Annotated in this window: 14 protein-coding genes; 12 read left to right on the top strand and 2 right to left on the bottom strand. The window is 73.1% G+C overall.

Annotated features, from left to right (window positions below):
• Positions 1–34: 34 nt before the first annotated feature.
• Positions 35–1,645, bottom strand: coding sequence for an MFS transporter (locus ACI2LW_RS17145; protein WP_404732003.1), 1,611 nt, complete (start codon positions 1,643–1,645; stop codon positions 35–37).
• A 96-nt stretch (positions 1,646–1,741) separates the two neighbouring features.
• Between ACI2LW_RS17145 and ACI2LW_RS17140 the strand changes: the two genes are divergently transcribed.
• Positions 1,742–2,410: a TetR/AcrR family transcriptional regulator gene (locus ACI2LW_RS17140; RefSeq protein ID WP_404732002.1), complete on the top strand. Its 669-nt coding sequence runs from the start codon at positions 1,742–1,744 to the stop codon at positions 2,408–2,410.
• Here ACI2LW_RS17140 and ACI2LW_RS17135 read toward each other — a convergent pair.
• Complete coding sequence (locus ACI2LW_RS17135; RefSeq protein WP_404732001.1) at positions 2,407–3,705, bottom strand: PucR family transcriptional regulator; 1,299 nt, start codon at positions 3,703–3,705, stop codon at positions 2,407–2,409. The genes ACI2LW_RS17140 and ACI2LW_RS17135 overlap by 4 nt on opposite strands.
• Before the next feature lie 157 nt (positions 3,706–3,862).
• Here ACI2LW_RS17135 and ACI2LW_RS17130 point away from each other — a divergent pair, with 157 nt between their 5' ends.
• From ACI2LW_RS17130 to cimA, 11 genes are all read left to right on the top strand, one after another.
• Positions 3,863–4,789 carry a proline dehydrogenase family protein gene (locus tag ACI2LW_RS17130; protein WP_404732000.1) on the top strand — a complete coding sequence of 309 codons (927 nt, stop codon included), beginning with the start codon at positions 3,863–3,865 and terminating at the stop codon, positions 4,787–4,789.
• A 53-nt stretch (positions 4,790–4,842) separates the two neighbouring features.
• The gene (gene pruA / locus ACI2LW_RS17125) at positions 4,843–6,474 is read left to right on the top strand and encodes an L-glutamate gamma-semialdehyde dehydrogenase (protein ID WP_404731999.1); all 1,632 of its coding nucleotides are present in this window, start codon (positions 4,843–4,845) and stop codon (positions 6,472–6,474) included.
• A 318-nt stretch (positions 6,475–6,792) separates the two neighbouring features.
• Positions 6,793–6,924 carry a hypothetical protein gene (locus ACI2LW_RS17120; protein ID WP_404731998.1) on the top strand — a complete coding sequence of 44 codons (132 nt, stop codon included), beginning with the start codon at positions 6,793–6,795 and terminating at the stop codon, positions 6,922–6,924.
• A gap of 89 nt (positions 6,925–7,013) precedes the next feature.
• Positions 7,014–8,057 carry a 3-isopropylmalate dehydrogenase gene (locus tag ACI2LW_RS17115; RefSeq protein ID WP_404731997.1) on the top strand — a complete coding sequence of 348 codons (1,044 nt, stop codon included), beginning with the start codon at positions 7,014–7,016 and terminating at the stop codon, positions 8,055–8,057.
• 288 nt (positions 8,058–8,345) lie between these two features.
• Positions 8,346–9,434 carry a branched-chain amino acid aminotransferase gene (locus ACI2LW_RS17110; RefSeq protein WP_404731996.1) on the top strand — a complete coding sequence of 363 codons (1,089 nt, stop codon included), beginning with the start codon at positions 8,346–8,348 and terminating at the stop codon, positions 9,432–9,434.
• 567 nt (positions 9,435–10,001) lie between these two features.
• On the top strand, positions 10,002–10,685 hold the full coding sequence (ureA, locus tag ACI2LW_RS17105; RefSeq protein ID WP_404731995.1) for an urease subunit gamma: 684 nt from the start codon (positions 10,002–10,004) through the stop codon (positions 10,683–10,685).
• Positions 10,682–12,370, top strand: a complete 1,689-nt coding sequence (locus ACI2LW_RS17100; RefSeq protein WP_404731994.1) for an urease subunit alpha — start codon at positions 10,682–10,684, stop codon at positions 12,368–12,370. The genes ureA and ACI2LW_RS17100 overlap by 4 nt, the downstream gene beginning before the upstream one ends.
• 11 nt (positions 12,371–12,381) lie before the next feature.
• Positions 12,382–13,425 carry an agmatine/peptidylarginine deiminase gene (locus ACI2LW_RS17095; RefSeq protein ID WP_404731993.1) on the top strand — a complete coding sequence of 348 codons (1,044 nt, stop codon included), beginning with the start codon at positions 12,382–12,384 and terminating at the stop codon, positions 13,423–13,425.
• Between the two features lie 26 nt (positions 13,426–13,451).
• Positions 13,452–13,631 carry a hypothetical protein gene (locus tag ACI2LW_RS17090; protein ID WP_404731992.1) on the top strand — a complete coding sequence of 60 codons (180 nt, stop codon included), beginning with the start codon at positions 13,452–13,454 and terminating at the stop codon, positions 13,629–13,631.
• Positions 13,628–14,257, top strand: coding sequence for a TetR/AcrR family transcriptional regulator (locus ACI2LW_RS17085; protein WP_404731991.1), 630 nt, complete (start codon positions 13,628–13,630; stop codon positions 14,255–14,257). Before ACI2LW_RS17090 ends, ACI2LW_RS17085 begins: the two co-directional genes overlap by 4 nt.
• Positions 14,258–14,600: 343 nt before the next feature.
• On the top strand, positions 14,601–16,205 hold the full coding sequence (cimA, locus tag ACI2LW_RS17080; RefSeq protein ID WP_404731990.1) for a citramalate synthase: 1,605 nt from the start codon (positions 14,601–14,603) through the stop codon (positions 16,203–16,205).
• The last annotated feature ends 212 nt before the right edge of the window (positions 16,206–16,417 follow it).

Genomic DNA, 16,417 nt, shown 5'->3' with positions numbered 1-16,417 from the left:
TCCGTCCGGCGTCCGCCGTCGCCGGGTGAGGCCCTCAGGTCGCGGCTTCGGCGACCCGCGTGGCCTCTGCCGCGTCCGCGGCGCCCCCGGCCTTCGCGGCGTCCGCGGCCTCCGCGTCCGTCGCCTCCCGCACCCTGATCCCGCGCAGGGTCACGGCCGCGCCCGCCGCCGCGAGCAAGAGCACCACAGCGCCCGCCACCCCCGCGCCCCGCATCCCCTGGGTGAAGGCCTCCCGCGCGGCCGTCGCCAGGGCGTCTCCCGCGCGCCCCGGAAGCCCGCCGGCCACCGCGAGCGCGCCGCCGAGGGTCTCGTGCGCCGGCGCCGGGGCGCCGGCCGGAATGCCGTGGCGGTAGACCGCCGTACCGATCGAGCCCAGGACGGCCATGCCGAGCGCGCCGCCGAACTCCGCACCGGTCTCCAGAAGCGAGGACGCCGTGCCGGACTGCTCCACCGGGGCCGCGCCCAGCGCGAGGTCCGTCATCTGGGACATCACCATCACGATGCCGGAGGCGAGCACGCCGCAGGCGGCCAGCACCAGCCCGAGGGAGTCGGTGCCCGCGAGGGCCAGCATCCCGTAGCCCGCCGCGCCGGTCGCGAAGCCCGCGGCGACCACATGGGCCCGGTCGACGCCCCGCTGGACCAGCGCGGTCGCCAGCGGCGCCGCCATGCCGATCGGCACCGACGGCAGCAGCGACCACAGGGCCGCCTCCATCGCGCTCCTGCCGAGCACCGACTGCAGGTACTGGGTGGTGAAGAAGGCCGAGCCCATCATGGCGAACGCGGAGACGAGGTTCAGCACCACCGCGGGGGCGAAGCCCCGGCCGCGGAACAGCGCCGGCGGGATCATCGGGGCGGCCGCGGTGCGCTGCCGGTGCACGAACAGCGCCGTGAACAGCAGACCGACGGTGATCGAGACGACGTAGAGCGGATGCCAGCCCTGGGAGGGGATCTCCTTCAGGCCGTAGACCACGGGCAGCACCGCGGCCATGGACAGCGGGACGCCGAGCAGGTCGAAGCGTCCGGGAGCGGGGTTCCTGGACTCGGGCAGCAGGACCGGGCCGAGCACCAGCAGCAGCGCCATGGCGGGCAGGTTGACCAGGAACACCGAGCCCCACCAGAAGTACTGCACCAGGACGCCGCTCAGCACCGAGCCGAGCGCGATGCCGCCGGTCATCACGCCCGACCAGACGCCGATCGCCTTCGCCCGCTGGGCCGGGTCGGTGAACATCGTGCGGACCAGCGCCATCGTCGAGGGCATCAGGGTGGCGCCGCCGACGCCGAGGACCGCGCGGGCGGCGATCAGGGTCCCGGCGCTGTCGGCGTAGGCCGCCGTCAGGGAGGCGGCGCCGAAGGCGGCGGCACCGAACAGCAGCAGCCGGCGGCGGCCGACGCGGTCGCCCAGCGAGCCCATGGTGATCAGCAGCCCGGCCAGGACGAACCCGTAGATGTCGAGGATCCACAGCTGCTGGGTGGCGCTCGGCTCCAGGTCGGCGCCGATCGCCGGAATGGCGAAGTACAGCACCGAGACGTCCATGGAGACCAGCAGCAGCGGCAGCATCAGCACGCCGAGGGCGGTCCATTCGCGGCGGCCGGCGCGCGGCGGGGTCGCGGGTGAAGTCGGTGTCGTGCGGGTCGAGTTGGTCATGCCGAGGACTGTACGGGCGTCTTAAACGCTTGTCTAGAACGAATGTATAAGTCAGCCGTCTAGGACGGCTGTATGGATCGTGGGTAGGGTGGCGTCATGGGACACCGTGAGGACCTGCTCGAGGGCGCGAGGCGCTGCCTGCTGCAGAAGGGGTTCGTGCGCACCACCGCGCGCGACATCGTCAAGGAGTCGGGGACCAACCTCGCCTCGATCGGCTACCACTACGGCTCGAAGGACGCCCTGCTGGTGCGGGCGTACGTCTCGCTGATCGAGGAGATGGGGGACCGGTTCGGGCCCGGCTGGGGGGCCGGCGGCTCGGCGCAGGCGCCGCCCGGCTCGCTCGAGCGGTTCCGCGAGGTGTGGGCGAGCATCATCGACTCGGTGCCCGCGTCGCGGGCGGTCTGGCTGCTCAGCTTCGAGCTGATCCTCCAGGGCGACCGGCTGCCGGAGGTGCGCAAGCTGCTGGCCGAGGCGCAGGAGGAGGGGCGCTCGGGACTGATCCCGCTGTTCAGCGACGTCCCCGAGGCCGAGCTGGACAAGGAGACCGTGGACACCGAGGGCCGGCTGTACCAGACCCTGCTCCAGGGACTCATGGTCCAGTGGCTGTTCGACCCGGGCACGGCGACCGACGCCGACCAGCTGACCGAGGGCCTGCGCCGGCTGATCACGGGGGTCACCGCGGCGGGGGCTGCCGAGGCCCCCCAGGTCCCCGAGACCGGCGCGACACCGGCGCCGCGAGAGGGCGGCGGGACCACCGAGGCCTAGAGCCGGGCCGCCTTCAGGGCCATGTGCAGCAGGAGGCGGTCCTCGCCGTCGTCCAGGTCGAGGCCCGTCAGCTGCTCCACCCGCGACAGGCGGTAGTACAGGGTCTGCCGGTGGATGCCCAGCTCGGCGGCGGTGCGCCCGGCCTGGCCCGCGCGGTCGAGGTAGACCTCGGCGGTGCGGGCCAGTTCCTGGTGCGCGGGGGTGAGCAGGGCCCGCACCGCGGGGTCCGGGGCGGCTCCCGGCGGCAGCGCGGTGAGCAGCCGGAACGGCCCGATCGACGCCCACTCGGCGACCGGCCCCAGCCGCGGTTCCGCCGCCGCGGCCCGGGCGGCGGCGGACGCCTCAGCCCAGGCCGTGCCCAGCTCCGCGAGCCCGGTCCGCGCGCCGGCGATGCCGGCCGCCGGCCCGCCCGCGGCCCCGCCCACCGTGCCCCCGGGCGCGCCCGGCCCGCCGGTCGTGCCGCGCGGCCCGCCCGCCGCGCCCCCGGGCGCGTCCGGCGAGCCGCCGCCCGCCGCCGTGCCCGCCGCCCGTTCCAGCAGCCGGGTCGCCGCCGACACCGCGGGGGCCGCGGTGTCCGTGGAGCGCAGCCGCACCAGCAGCGCCAGGCACTGCTGCGTCGTGCCCCACGGCACCGTGCACAGCGCCCGGGCCCCCGGCAGGGTGCGCACCGACGGCGCGTCGTCCGGCCCGGCCGTCGGCCACGGAGCCACGCACACCAGCGTGTGCGGCCCGTCCGCGCGCGTCCCGAGGGCCGCACGCAGCTCCGCGACCGCCATGTCCCGGGCCCAGCCCCGCTCGGCCGTCAGCACCGCGCGCAGCTCGCGGGTGAGATCGGCGCCGTGCTGCACCTCGTCCGCGAGCAGGGCGCCGATGCGCGCGGTCACCCGCATGGCGGCGGCCAGTTGCCGCTCGGTGGGACCGGGCTCGTAGTCCAGCAGCCAGACGTAGCCGAGGACGACACCCCGATGGCGTACCGGCAGGCAGATCCGGCCCCGGTACACGCCCGCCTCCGTGCTGGCCGGGATGCGCACCGGACCGGTCGCCCGGGTGATGCCGAAGCCCTCGAACCAGTGCCGGACCGCGGCGGTGGAGCGGCGGGTGAGGATGGAGCGGGTGCGCACCGGGTCCAGGGCCGAGGGGTCCAGGTCGCCCTCGCTGTCGTAGGCGCCGAAGGCGATCAGCTCGAAGTCGCGGTTCTCCAGCGTCGCCGGTGCGCCGAGCAGCTCGGAGATCTCGTCGACCAGCTCCTGGTAGTCACCCTTGTAGTCCGGCGTCACCCGGGCATTGTCCCGCATCTTCCACAGGGCTTCATACAGCTGTCTGAGATCCAGTGCACTGATGCGTGACAGCTGTCGATGGCCCGCGACCGGGAGGGAACCTAACGTTCACGGTGGTTCCCCGTGCCGTGCCCGATGGGCGGGTTCCGGCCCTGTTCGCTTGTGGAGGTGCCCCGTGCTGGGTCCCGTGATTCTCGCCGCGTCGCGCAGCGACCGGATGCGACGCCTGGTCTCGGCCGCCCCGGTGACCAAGCAGGTCGTCGACCGCTTCATTCCCGGTGAGAGCGTGGACGACGTCGTCCCCATCATCGAGGAGCTGACCGGCAAGGGCCTGGAGCTGACCATGGACGTGGTCGGCGAGGACATCACCACCGAGGAGCAGGCCGCCGCCGCGCGCGACGCCTATCTGCTGCTGATCGACCGGATCAAGGGGCTTGAGCTCGGTCCGAAGGTCGAGATGTCCGTCAAGCTGTCGATGTTCGGCCAGGCGCTGCCCGGCGGCCACGAGCTGGCGCTCGCCAACGTCCGCCCGGTGGCCGAGGCCGCCGCCGCCATCGGCACCACGGTCACCCTGGACGCGGAGGACCACACCACCCTCGACTCGATGTTCGCCATCCACGAGGAGCTGCGGAAGGACTTCCCCGGCACCGGCTGCGTCATCCAGGCCTACCTCTTCCGCACCGAGGCCGACGCCCGCCGCCTCGCCGCCAGCGGCAGCCGGGTGCGCCTGGTCAAGGGCGCCTACAAGGAGCCCGCCGACGTCGCGTACCAGAACCGGCACGAGATCGACAAGGCGTACGTCCGCATCCTGCGCACTCTCATGGAGGGCGAGGGGTACCCGATGGTCGCCACCCACGACCCGCGGCTGATCTCCATCGCACAGGAGCTGGCCCGCACCGCCGGGCGCAAGATGGACGAGTACGAGTTCCAGATGCTGTACGGCATCCGCAGCGACGAGCACCTGCGGCTGGCCGCCGAGGGCCACCGCATGCGCGTCTACACCGCCTACGGCACCGACTGGTACGGCTACTTCATGCGCCGTCTGGCGGAGAAGCCGGCGAACCTGCGCTTCTTCGTCCGCTCGATGCTCGGCAAGGGCTGAGCCCGGCCCCGCCCCGCCCGCAACACCGCTCAAGTCAAGGAGTTACGGAACCCATGGACGCTGTGACCCAGGTCCCCACCCCCGTCAACGAGCCGGTGCACGGCTACGCCCCCGGCTCGCCCGAGCGTGCCCGTCTGGAGGCCAGGCTCAAGGAGCTGGCCGAGAACCCGATCGACCTGCCCTGCACCATCGGCGGCGAGAAGCGCATGGGCGGTGGCGAGTCCTTCGAGGTCGTCCAGCCGCACAACCACAAGGCCGTCCTCGGCACGTACCGCAACGCCACGAAGGCGGACGCCCAGGACGCCATCGACGCCGCGCTCGCGGCCGCCCCGGCCTGGCGCGCGATGGCGTTCGACGACCGCGCCGCGATCATCCTGCGCGCGGCCGAGCTGCTGGCCGGCCCCTGGCGCGAGACGATCGCCGCGTCGACCATGCTGGGCCAGTCCAAGACCGCCCAGCAGGCCGAGATCGACACCCCCTGCGAGCTGGTGGACTTCTGGCGCTTCAACGTCCACTACGCCCGGCAGATCCTGGCCGAGCAGCCCCCGGCCAACTCCCCGGGCGTGTGGAACCGCCTGGACCACCGCCCGCTGGAGGGCTTCGTCTACGCGATCACGCCGTTCAACTTCTCCGCGATCGCGGCCAACCTGCCCACCGCGCCCGCCCTCATGGGCAACGTGGTGATCTGGAAGCCGTCCCCGACCCAGACCCACGCGGCCGTGCTGCTGATGAGGCTGCTGGAGGAGGCGGGCCTGCCCAAGGGCGTCATCAACCTGCTCACCGGTGACGGCCTGGAGGTCTCCGAGGTCGCCCTGAACCACCGGGACCTGGCCGGCATCCACTTCACCGGCTCGACCAAGACCTTCCAGTACCTGTGGAAGACGGTCGGCAACAACATCGAGAAGTACCGCTCCTACCCGCGTCTGGTCGGCGAGACCGGCGGCAAGGACTTCGTGGTCGCCCACCCGAGCGCCGACCGCGCGGTGCTGAAGACCGCGCTGACCCGCGGCGCCTTCGAGTACCAGGGCCAGAAGTGCTCGGCCACCTCCCGGGCGTACATCCCGGCGTCCCTGTGGAACTCCGGTTTCAAGGAGGAGTTCGCCGCCGAGGTGGACGGGCTGACCATGGGTGACGTCACCGACCTGTCGAACTTCCTCGGCGCCGTCATCGACGCGCGGTCCTTCGCCAAGAACAAGGCGGCGATCGACCGGGCCAAGGAGGACCCGTCCTGCACCATCGTCGCGGGCGGCACCTACGACGACTCGGTCGGGTACTTCGTCCGCCCGACGGTCATCGAGTGCACCGACCCGGAGAACGAGGTCTTCACCACCGAGTACTTCGGCCCGATCCTCGCGGTGTACGTCTACGAGGACGACAAGTACGACGAGATGCTGACCCAGATGGAGTCGGTCTCCGACTACGCGCTGACCGGTTCCGTCATCGCCAACGACCGCGCCGCCGCGGCGTACACGATGGAGAAGCTGCGCTACGCGGCCGGCAACTTCTACATCAACGACAAGTCGACCGGCGCCGTGGTCGGCCAGCAGCCCTTCGGCGGCGGCCGCTCCTCCGGCACCAACGACAAGGCCGGCGCCCCGCAGAACCTGATGCGCTGGACCCTGACCCGGGCCATCAAGGAGACCCTGGTCCCGCCGACCGACTACACCTACCCGCACATGGGCTGAGCCCCTTCCGCGGTGGCTGTCCGGGCCGGGCGCGTTCCCGGCCTCCGGCGGCGGACCCGCCGTACCGGAGAAAAGAGCAGGTCAGGCGGGAGTGGGCCACTTCGCCGTCTCAGATAGTAGGAAGTCCGAGTAATTGTGCAGACAGACGCGGACTCCTCGCCTAGTTTGGTAGGAGCCGAACGTTCTCGCTCGATCAAGCGAATGGCGGTCGTGAGCCGGGCCCCGTGCAGGACACCCCTGCGGCACGCTCCCCGCCGATCCGGCGTCTCGCATTCCCCTTGCCGCACTCCGCGCTGTTCTCGAAGGAGTCGATTCCCCATGGCCGAGACGACCGTCCGCCGCCGAGTCCGCCACATCTCCCGTACGAGCGATTCCGACCGCAGGAACGCCGCCGCCGCCCTTCAGCGCGCCCTCGACCGCCGTGACAACGGCGGCGAGACGGGCCACTGAGCCCCCACCGCCCCCACCGCCCCCGCCGTCCGATGTCCGCATGGCGGACGGTCCGTGTCATCACCTGGGACGAGGAGTAGGGTGCCGGCATGTCTCGCAGCATCGATCTCGCAGTGATCCCCGGTGACGGCATCGGCCAGGAAGTCGTGGCCGAGGGCCTCAAGGTCCTGACCGCCGTCCTCCCGCAGGACGTCAAGCTGGAGACGAAGGAGTACGACTTCGGCGCCCGGCGCTACCACGCCACGGGTGAGACGCTCACCGACGCCGACCTGGAGCAGCTGAAGCAGCACGACGCGATCCTGCTCGGCGCGATCGGCGACCCGTCCGTGCCCTCCGGCGTCCTGGAGCGCGGCTTCCTGCTCAAGCTCCGCTTCGCCTTCGACCACCACGTCAACCTGCGGCCCTCCAAGCTCCTGCCGGGCGTGGCCACCCCGCTGGCCGGTGAGCCGCAGATCGACTTCGTCGTGGTCCGTGAGGGCACCGAGGGCCCCTACACGGGCAACGGCGGCACCATCCGCAAGGGCACCGAGCACGAGGTCGCCACCGAGGTCTCCGTCAACACGGCCTTCGGTGTCGAGCGCGTCGTGCGCGACGCCTTCGCCCGCGCCCAGGCCCGCCCGCGCAGGAAGCTCACCCTCGTCCACAAGAACAACGTGCTGACCTTCGCCGGTCACCTGTGGACGAACATCTTCAACAAGGTGGCCGCGGAGTACCCCGAGGTCACCACCGAGTACATCCACGTCGACGCGGCCACCATCTACCTGGTCACCCAGCCCGAGCGCTTCGACGTCATCGTCACCGACAACCTCTTCGGCGACATCATCACCGACCTCGCCGCGGCCGTCTCCGGCGGCATCGGCGTCGCGGCCTCCGGCAACATCAACCCCGCCCGCGAGTACCCGTCCATGTTCGAGCCGGTGCACGGCTCGGCACCGGACATCGCCGGGCAGGGCAAGGCCGACCCCACCGCCACGGTCCTGTCCGTCGCGCTGCTCCTGCGCCACCTCGGCTACGACACCGAGGCGGCCCGGGTCGAGGACGCCGTCTCCGCCGATCTCGCGGAGCGCGGCGCGCTGCCCGCGCGCAGCACCTCCGAGATCGGTGACGCGCTCGCCGTACGAGTAGCCGGCTGACCGCCCGGAGTCCCGAGGACCCCGGGTGACCCGGGCTCCTCGCCTCTGGCACAGAACTGACGGAGCCGTCGGGTCGCATCCGCACCCGGCGGCTTTCCGTATGCGGCGCCGGGTGCCACCATCAACCCCTGGGCCGCATTCACCCCGTTTTCTTCCGCCGCCGCCCCCGCGCGATAATCGAACGCGGAGCCGCGACATGAGGGAATGCTCGGACGTCCCAGCACCGGCCATGAGCCGTGCGGGAGTGAGCGCGGCCCGTCACTACGACACGGTGAAGGACACGCACTCATGACGACGCCCACGATCGAGCTCAAGCCCTCGGCCCACCCGCTCTCCGACGCGGAGCGCGAGGCGATCCTGGCCCATCCCGGGTTCGGCCGCCACTTCACCGACCACATGGTGACCATCAGGTGGACGGAAGGCCGGGGCTGGCACGACGGACAGCTCGTTCCGTACGCGCCGATCTCGCTCGACCCGGCCACCACCGTCCTGCACTACGCCCAGGAGATCTTCGAGGGCCTGAAGGCCTACCGCCGCCCCGACGGCTCGGTCGCCACCTTCCGCCCCGAGAAGAACGCCCTGCGCTTCCAGGCCTCCGCCCGCCGGCTCGCCATGCCCGAGCTGCCCGTGGAGACCTTCATCGAGGCCTGCGACGTCCTGGTCCAGCAGGACAAGGCATGGGTGCCGGCGCACGGCGGCGAGGAGTCCCTCTACCTGCGCCCGTTCATGATCGCCACCGAGGTCGGCCTGGGCGTCAAGCCGGCCAACGAGTACCTGTTCCTCGTGATCGCCTCGCCGGCGGGGGCGTACTTCCCCGGCGGCGTCAAGCCCGTCTCCATCTGGGCCTCCGAGGACCGCGTCCGCGCCGTCCCCGGCGGCATGGGCGACGCCAAGACCGGCGGCAACTACGCGGCCTCCCTGCTGGCCCAGGCCGAGGCCGCGGCCCAGGGCTGCGACCAGGTCTGCTACCTCGACGCCGTGGAGCACAAGTGGGTCGAGGAACTCGGCGGCATGAACCTGTACTTCGTCTACGGGAACAAGATCGTCACCCCCACCCTCACCGGCTCCATCCTCGAGGGCGTCACCCGTGACTCCCTGCTGACCGTCGCCCGCGACCTCGGCTACGAGGCCGAGGAGGCCCGCGTCTCCATCGACCAGTGGCAGCGCGACTCCGAGAACGGCACCCTGACCGAGGTCTTCGCCTGCGGCACGGCCGCCGTGATCACCCCGGTGGGCACCGTCAAGCGCGCGGGCGCCGAGTGGCAGCAGTCCGGCGGCGAGCCCGGCGAGGTCACCCTCCGGCTGCGCCAGGCCCTGCTGGACATCCAGCGGGGCATCACCGAGGACAAGCACGGCTGGATGCACGTCCTGGCCTAATCTGAGCGCCCGGCCCGCCGGCCTCCGGGCCCACCGGGCCCCGGCCCCCGGGCGCCCGGCCCCCGGCCCCCGGGCGCCCGGCCTCCCGGCCTCCGGCTCCCGGCCTCCCGGCCTCCGGCTCCCGGCCTCCGGCTCCCGGCCTCCGGCTCCCGGCCTCCGGCTCCCGGCCTCCGGCCTCCGGCTCCCGGCCTCCGGCCTCCCGGCCTCCCGGCCTCCCGGCCTCCCGGCCTCCGGCCTCCCGGCCTCCCGGCCCACCGGGCCCCGGCCCCCGGCCTTTGGGCCGCACCGCCCGGCGCACCCGCCTTTCCCGGCCGCACGGCCCCGGCAGATTCCCCGCCCTCCGAACCGCAGGGGCGGGGAACGGCCGCCGGGCCTGCGGCCGCTGCGCCTACTGGCGGACGATCGCCAACGGTGCTCCGCCGCGGCCGACATGTTTAGTGCGGCGCTCAAAAGTGTCCGCGCGATCCATGGCACCGGTAACGGGCCGACCTCCGTTCGACCTTCTCCTTCCGGATGGATGGCGTTAGAGTGCTGCTCTAATGCCTGGAAGGAAGGAGGTGGCCCGGCGTGCGACTGACCCCCACCGAGCGTGACCGGTTGCTGCTCTTCACGGCCGCCGAACTGGCCCGCGCCCGCAGGGCGCGCGGTCTGCGGCTCAATGTGCCCGAGGCCACCGCCCTGATCGCCGACACCGTGTGCGAGGCGGCGCGCGACGGCGCCCGGCTGGCCGAGGCGATCGAGCGGGCCCGGTCGGTCCTCGGCCCGGACGACGTGCTGCCGGGCGTCGCGGACGTGGTCACCGAGGTGCACGTCGAGGCGGTCTTCGACGACGGCTCACGGCTCGCCGTCGTCCGCGACCCCGTCGCGGGCGGCTCGCTGGGCGACCGCGCCCCGGGCGCGCTGCTGCCCGGACCCGGGCACGCCGAGCCGGAGGCGGCCGTGCGGATCACCGTCACCAACACCGCGGCCGTGCCGGTCTCGGTCACCTCCCACTTCCACTTCTTCGAGGCCAACCCCCGCCTCGACTTCCCGAGATCACGGGCGTACGGCATGCGCCTGGCCGTGCCGGCCGGGTCGTCCGTGCGCTTCGGGCCGGGGGAGAGCGCCGAGGTGGGCCTCGTCCCGATCGGCGGCGAGCGCGTCGCCGTCGGCTTCGCCGGCCTGGTCGACGGGCCCCTGGACGCGCCGGGGGCCAGGGACGAGGCCCTGCGCCGGGCCGCCGCCTGCGGATATCTGGGAGCGGACCGATGACCACCGACCCCTACGCCTACGCCGCCACCCACGGCCCCCGCGCCGGCGACCGGATCCGCCTCGGCGACTCCGGGCTGGTCGTCCGGGTGGAGTCCGACGCCCAGAAGTACGGCGACGAGTTCCTCGCCGGGTTCGGCAAGACCGCCCGCGACGGGCTCCACCTCAAGGCGGCGGCCGTCCGCGAGACCTGCGACGTGGTGATCAGCAACGTGGTGGTGATCGACGCGGTCCAGGGCATCCGCAAGGTGTCGATCGGCATCCGCGAGGGCCGCATCCACTCCATCGGGCGGGCCGGCAACCCCGACACCCTCGAGGGCGTGGACGTGGTGGTCGGCACCGGCACGTCCATCGTGTCGGGCGAGGGGCTGATCGCCACCGCGGGCGCCGTGGACCCCCACGTCCACCTGCTGTCGCCGCGCATCATGGAGGCCTCGCTCGCCTCCGGGGTGACCACGGTCATCGGCCAGGAGTTCGGGCCGGTGTGGGGCGTCGGCGTCAACTCCCCCTGGGCGCTGCGGCACGCCTTCGGCGCGTTCGACGCCTGGCCGGTCAACATCGGCTTCCTGGGCCGGGGTTCCTCCTCGCACCCCGCGCCGCTGGTCGAGGCGCTGGCCGAGGGCGGCGCCTGCGGCTTCAAGGTGCACGAGGACATGGGAGCCCACACCCGCGCCCTGGACACCGCGCTGCGCGTGGCCGAGGAGCACGACGTCCAGGTGGCCCTGCACAGCGACGGGCTGAACGAGTGCCTGTCGGTCGAGGACACCCTGCGCGTCCTGGAGGGCCGTACGATCCACGCCTTCCACATCGAGGGCTGCGGCGGCGGGCACGTGCCCAACGTGCTGAGGATGGCCGGGGTCCCGAACGTCATCGGCTCCTCCACCAACCCCACGCTGCCCTTCGGCCGGGACGCGGTCGCCGAGCACTACGGCATGATCGTCTCCGTCCACGACCTCAAGACCGACCTGCCGGGCGACGCCGCCCTGGCCCGCGACCGCATCCGGGCCGGGACCATGGGCGCCGAGGACGTCCTGCACGACCTGGGCGCGATCGGCATCACCTCCTCCGACGCCCAGGGCATGGGCCGGGCCGGTGAGACCGTGCGCCGCACCTTCGCCATGGCCGGCAAGATGAAGGCCGAACTCGGCCCGCTGGACGGCGACGGCCCGGACGACGACAACGCGCGCGTGCTGCGCTACATCGCGAAGCTGACCGTCAACCCGGCCATCGCGCACGGCATCGCTCACGAGGTCGGCTCCCTCCAGGCGGGCAGGCTCGCCGACATCGTGCTGTGGCGGCCGGAGTACTTCGGCGCCAAACCGCAGCTCGTGCTCAAGGCGGGCTTCCCCGCCTATGGCGTCACCGGCGACCCCAACGCGGCCACCGACACCTGCGAACCCCTCGTGCTGGGACCCCAGTTCGGCGCGCACGGCGCCACGCCCGCCGACCTGTCCGTGGCCTTCGTCGCGGGCGCCGCCCTGGACCAGGGCCACGACACGCTGCCCACGCGCCGGCGCCGGGTCGCCGTCCGGGACACCCGCGGTATCGGCCCGGCCGACCTGCTGCTGAACTCCCGCACCGGATCGGTCGACGTCGACGGGCGCACCGGCCTGGTCACCCTGGACGGCGAACCCGTCCGCTCCGAGCCCGCCGACTCGGTCTCCCTGAACCGCCTGTACTTCCTGTGAGGACCCGCGAGATGACCACCCCCGCCGCCGACGGCTTCCGCATGCCCGCCGAGTGGGCGCCGCACGAGCGCACCTGGATGGCGTGGCCGGGCCCCAACCCGACCTTCGGCACCCCCGGTGAGCTGGCCGCCTCCCGGGCCGCGTGGGCGGCGGTCGCCCGCGCCGTCCGCCGCTTCGAACCGGTGACGGTGGTGTGCGGACCCGGCCAGTCGGCCGGCGCCCGGGCCCTGCTCGGCCCCGGCGTGGACACCGTCGAGCGCGACCTCGACGACGCCTGGATGCGCGACATCGGGCCCACCTTCCTGACCAACGACGCCGGTGAACTGGCCGCGGTGGACTGGACGTTCAATGGCTGGGGCGCCCAGCACTGGGCCCGCTGGGAGCACGACGCGAAGATCGCCGCCCAGGTGTCCGACCTCGCCGGGGCGAGGACGTACGCCTCGAAGCTGGTCAACGAGGGCGGCGCCCTCCACGTCGACGGCGAGGGCACGGTGCTGCTGACCGAGACGGTCCAGCTCGGCCCCGAGCGCAATCCGCACTGGACGCGGGAGCGGGTCGAGGCGGAGATCCACGCCCACCTCGGCACCCGCAAGGCCATCTGGCTGCCCCGGGGCCTGACCGGCGACTACCCCCCGCACGGCTACGGCACCCTCGGGCACGTCGACATCGTCGCCGCCTTCGCCCGCCCCGGCCTGGTCGTCGCCCACCACCAGCCGGACCCGGCCCACCCCGACCACGAGGTGACCAAGGAGGTGATCGGCATCCTCAGGTCGGCCACCGACGCCCGCGGCCGCCGCCTGGAGGTCGTGGAGGTCGCCGCCCCCACCGCCCTGGAGGCCGACGGCCACTGGGCCGACTACTCCTACATCAACCACTACCTGTGCAACGGCGGCGTCGTCCTGTGCGCCTTCGACGACCCGCGCGACGAGAACGCCGCCCGCATCTTCCGCCGGCTGTTCCCCGAGCGGACGGTGATCCCGGTGGACGCCCGCGCGATCTTCGCGGGCGGAGGCGGCATCCACTGCGTCACGCAGCAGCAGCCGAGGACCCGGTGACGGCCGGGGTCGGGTAGAACAGACGCGTGAACGTCCTGGTCTGCGCGGCCCGCGGCCGCCGTCTCAGCGATCCGCCGCGTCCGCTCCCCGTGCCGCCCGAGCTGTGCCCGGGGTGGGGGGCGCGGGTGGCGACGCTGTTCGCCGACTGCTCGGGGCCGTACGAGACCCACTTCCTGCCCGGCGCCGTACGGACGGTCCCGGCATGAGCGCGACCTCCTCGTCCCGCCGCCGGACCCCCGCCCCGCCGCGCGAGGACGTCCTCGCCACCGCCATGGAGATGATCGCCGAGCGCGGTCTGGAGAAGCTCACCATGGCGGCGCTCGGCCGCGCGGTCGGGATGAGCAGCGGCCATCTGCTGTACTACTTCGGCTCCAAGGACGAACTGCTGCTGCGCACCCTGGAGTGGAGCGAGAGCCGGCTCGGCGCCGAGCGGGCGCGGCTGCTCACCCGCGGCGGCACCGCCCGCGAGCGCCTCGACGCCTACGTCGGCCTGTACGTCCCGCACGGCCACCGCGACCCGCACTGGACGCTGTGGCTGGAGGTGTGGAACCGCTCGCAGAACGCCGGCGACGACGCCCGCGACCGGCAGGCCGCGATCGAGGGCGCCTGGCACCGCGACCTGGTCGCCCTGATCGCCGAGGGCGTCTCGCGCGGCGAGTTCCGGCCCGTGGACCCCGACCGCTTCGCCGCCCGGCTGCGCGCCCTGCTCGACGGCTTCTCCATCCATGTCGCCATCGGGCTGCGCGGCACCGGCCGCGCCCAGGTGCTCGGCCATGTGCGCGACTTCCTCGACGACGCGCTCGCCCCCGGGACGGACCCCGCGGACGCCTGACCGCCCGCCCCGGCCGCCGTCCGGCCGGCCGGACGTCCAGGCCGGCGTTCGCATCCTGAGACGGCGGGGAGGGCGGGGAGCGGTTTGTGCCAGACTGCCCCCGTGCTCTCGTTCGCCATGATTATGGGCAGCAGGCGCGCCGGTCCGCAGTGACCGCCACGTACGACCAGGTACGGGCGGCCACCGTGTCCTCGACCCGCGCGCAGACCTCTCGCACCCGCGAGGGGTCTTTCGCTTTCCTGGCCCACCTTCAGCCGGGAGCCGAAGCGCGAGGGATGATGGGGGGACGGTGGAGCCGGTCATTCCGGTAAGACCGAGATTCACCAACAGGAGTCCTGAGACCATGACCGAAACCAGCCAGCCGGCCGATTCCTTCCACGTCTTCGACACCACCCTGCGCGACGGGGCCCAGCGCGAGGGCATCAACCTCACCGTTGCCGACAAGCTGGCCATCGCCCGGCACCTGGACGACTTCGGCGTGGGCTTCATCGAGGGCGGCTGGCCGGGGGCCAACCCGCGGGACACCGAGTTCTTCGCCCGCGCGCGACAGGAGATCGACTTCCGGCACGCCCGGCTGGTCGCCTTCGGCGCCACCCGCCGGGCCGGTGCCAAGGCGGCCGACGACCCCCAGGTCAGGGCGCTGCTGGACTCCGGCGCCGAGGTGATCACCCTGGTCGCCAAGGCGCACGACCGGCATGTGGAGCTGGCGCTGCGCACCACGCTGGAGGAGAACCTGGAGATGGTCCGGGACACCGTCTCCCATCTGCGCTGCGAGGGCCGGCGGGTGTTCGTCGACTGCGAGCACTTCTTCGACGGCTACCGCGCCAACCCCGAGTACGCCAAGGCCGTCGTACGGGCCGCCGCGGAGGCCGGCGCCGAGGTGGTGATCCTGTGCGACACCAACGGCGGCATGCTGCCCGCGCAGGTGCACGCGGTGGTCGCCACGGTCCTCGCGGACACCGGCGCCCGGCTCGGCATCCACGCCCAGGACGACACCGGCTGCGCGGTCGCCAACACCCTGGCCGCCGTCGACGCCGGCGCCACCCATGTGCAGTGCACCGCCAACGGCTACGGCGAGCGCGTCGGCAACGCCAACCTCTTCCCGGTGGTCGCGGCCCTGGAACTGAAGTACGGCAAGAAGGTGCTCCCCGAGGGACGGCTGCGCGAGATGACCCGCATCTCCCACGCCATCGCCGAGGTGGTCAACCTCACCCCCTCCACCCACCAGCCCTACGTGGGCGTGTCCGCCTTCGCCCACAAGGCCGGACTGCACGCCTCCGCCATCAAGGTGGACCCGGACCTGTACCAGCACATCGACCCCGAGCTGGTCGGCAACACCATGCGGATGCTGGTCTCCGACATGGCGGGCCGCGCCTCGGTCGAGCTCAAGGGCAAGGAACTGGGCATCGACCTCGGCGGGGACCGGGAGCTCGTCGGCCGGGTGGTCGAGCGCGTCAAGGAGCGCGAACTCCAGGGCTACACCTACGAGGCGGCCGACGCGAGCTTCGAACTGCTGCTGCGGGCGGAGGCCGAGGGCCGGCCGCTGAAGTACTTCGAGGTGGAGTCCTGGCGGGCCATCGTCGAGGACCGGCCCGACGGCACCCACGCCAACGAGGCCACGGTCAAGCTGTGGGCCAAGAGCGAGCGCATCGTGGCCACCGCCGAGGGCAACGGCCCCGTCAACGCCCTCGACCGCGCCCTGCGGGTGGCCCTGGAGCGGATCTACCCCGAGCTGGCCGCGCTGGAGCTGGTCGACTACAAGGTCCGCATCCTGGAGGGCAAGCACGGCACCCAGTCCACCACCCGGGTCCTGATCTCCACCTCGGACGGCACGGGCGAGTGGTCCACGGTCGGCGTCGCCGAGAACGTGATCGCCGCCTCCTGGCAGGCCCTGGAGGACGCGTACACCTACGGCCTGCTGCGCGCGGGCGTGGCACCGGCGAAGTAGCCGACCCACCACCGCGGACACGCGTCCGCCCGGCGTCGGCGGGCGTCCGCCCGCTCGCGCCCGCCTGCCGCCGACGGCCGCCCGGCGCCGGCGGGCGGCCGCCGTCCGCGTGCGCCCGGCCCGACGTCCGCCCGCGCCCGCCTGCCGCGGCCTGCCGCCGACGGCCACCCGGCGCCCGCTCGCGCCCGCCTGCCGCCGACGGCCGCCCGGCG

The sequence above is a fragment of the Streptomyces sp. NPDC004065 genome (assembly GCF_044903565.1).
In the GTDB taxonomy this organism is placed as follows: domain Bacteria; phylum Actinomycetota; class Actinomycetes; order Streptomycetales; family Streptomycetaceae; genus Streptomyces.
The sequence above is the reverse complement of the archived record's forward strand: the minus strand, read 5'-3'. Positions and strand labels throughout refer to the sequence as shown.

What these genes read in the sequence shown, in the direction of transcription:
- ACI2LW_RS17145 (WP_404732003.1), bottom strand. Translation starts at nt 1,645, where the DNA reads ATGACCAACTCGACCCGCACGACACCGACTTCACCCGCGACCCCGCCG.
- ACI2LW_RS17140 (WP_404732002.1), top strand. Translation starts at nt 1,742, where the DNA reads ATGGGACACCGTGAGGACCTGCTCGAGGGCGCGAGGCGCTGCCTGCTG.
- ACI2LW_RS17135 (WP_404732001.1), bottom strand. Translation starts at nt 3,705, where the DNA reads ATGCGGGACAATGCCCGGGTGACGCCGGACTACAAGGGTGACTACCAG.
- pruA (WP_404731999.1), top strand. Translation starts at nt 4,843, where the DNA reads ATGGACGCTGTGACCCAGGTCCCCACCCCCGTCAACGAGCCGGTGCAC.
- ACI2LW_RS17120 (WP_404731998.1), top strand. Translation starts at nt 6,793, where the DNA reads ATGGCCGAGACGACCGTCCGCCGCCGAGTCCGCCACATCTCCCGTACG.
- ACI2LW_RS17115 (WP_404731997.1), top strand. Translation starts at nt 7,014, where the DNA reads ATGTCTCGCAGCATCGATCTCGCAGTGATCCCCGGTGACGGCATCGGC.
- ACI2LW_RS17110 (WP_404731996.1), top strand. Translation starts at nt 8,346, where the DNA reads ATGACGACGCCCACGATCGAGCTCAAGCCCTCGGCCCACCCGCTCTCC.
- ACI2LW_RS17100 (WP_404731994.1), top strand. Translation starts at nt 10,682, where the DNA reads ATGACCACCGACCCCTACGCCTACGCCGCCACCCACGGCCCCCGCGCC.
- ACI2LW_RS17095 (WP_404731993.1), top strand. Translation starts at nt 12,382, where the DNA reads ATGACCACCCCCGCCGCCGACGGCTTCCGCATGCCCGCCGAGTGGGCG.
- ACI2LW_RS17085 (WP_404731991.1), top strand. Translation starts at nt 13,628, where the DNA reads ATGAGCGCGACCTCCTCGTCCCGCCGCCGGACCCCCGCCCCGCCGCGC.
- cimA (WP_404731990.1), top strand. Translation starts at nt 14,601, where the DNA reads ATGACCGAAACCAGCCAGCCGGCCGATTCCTTCCACGTCTTCGACACC.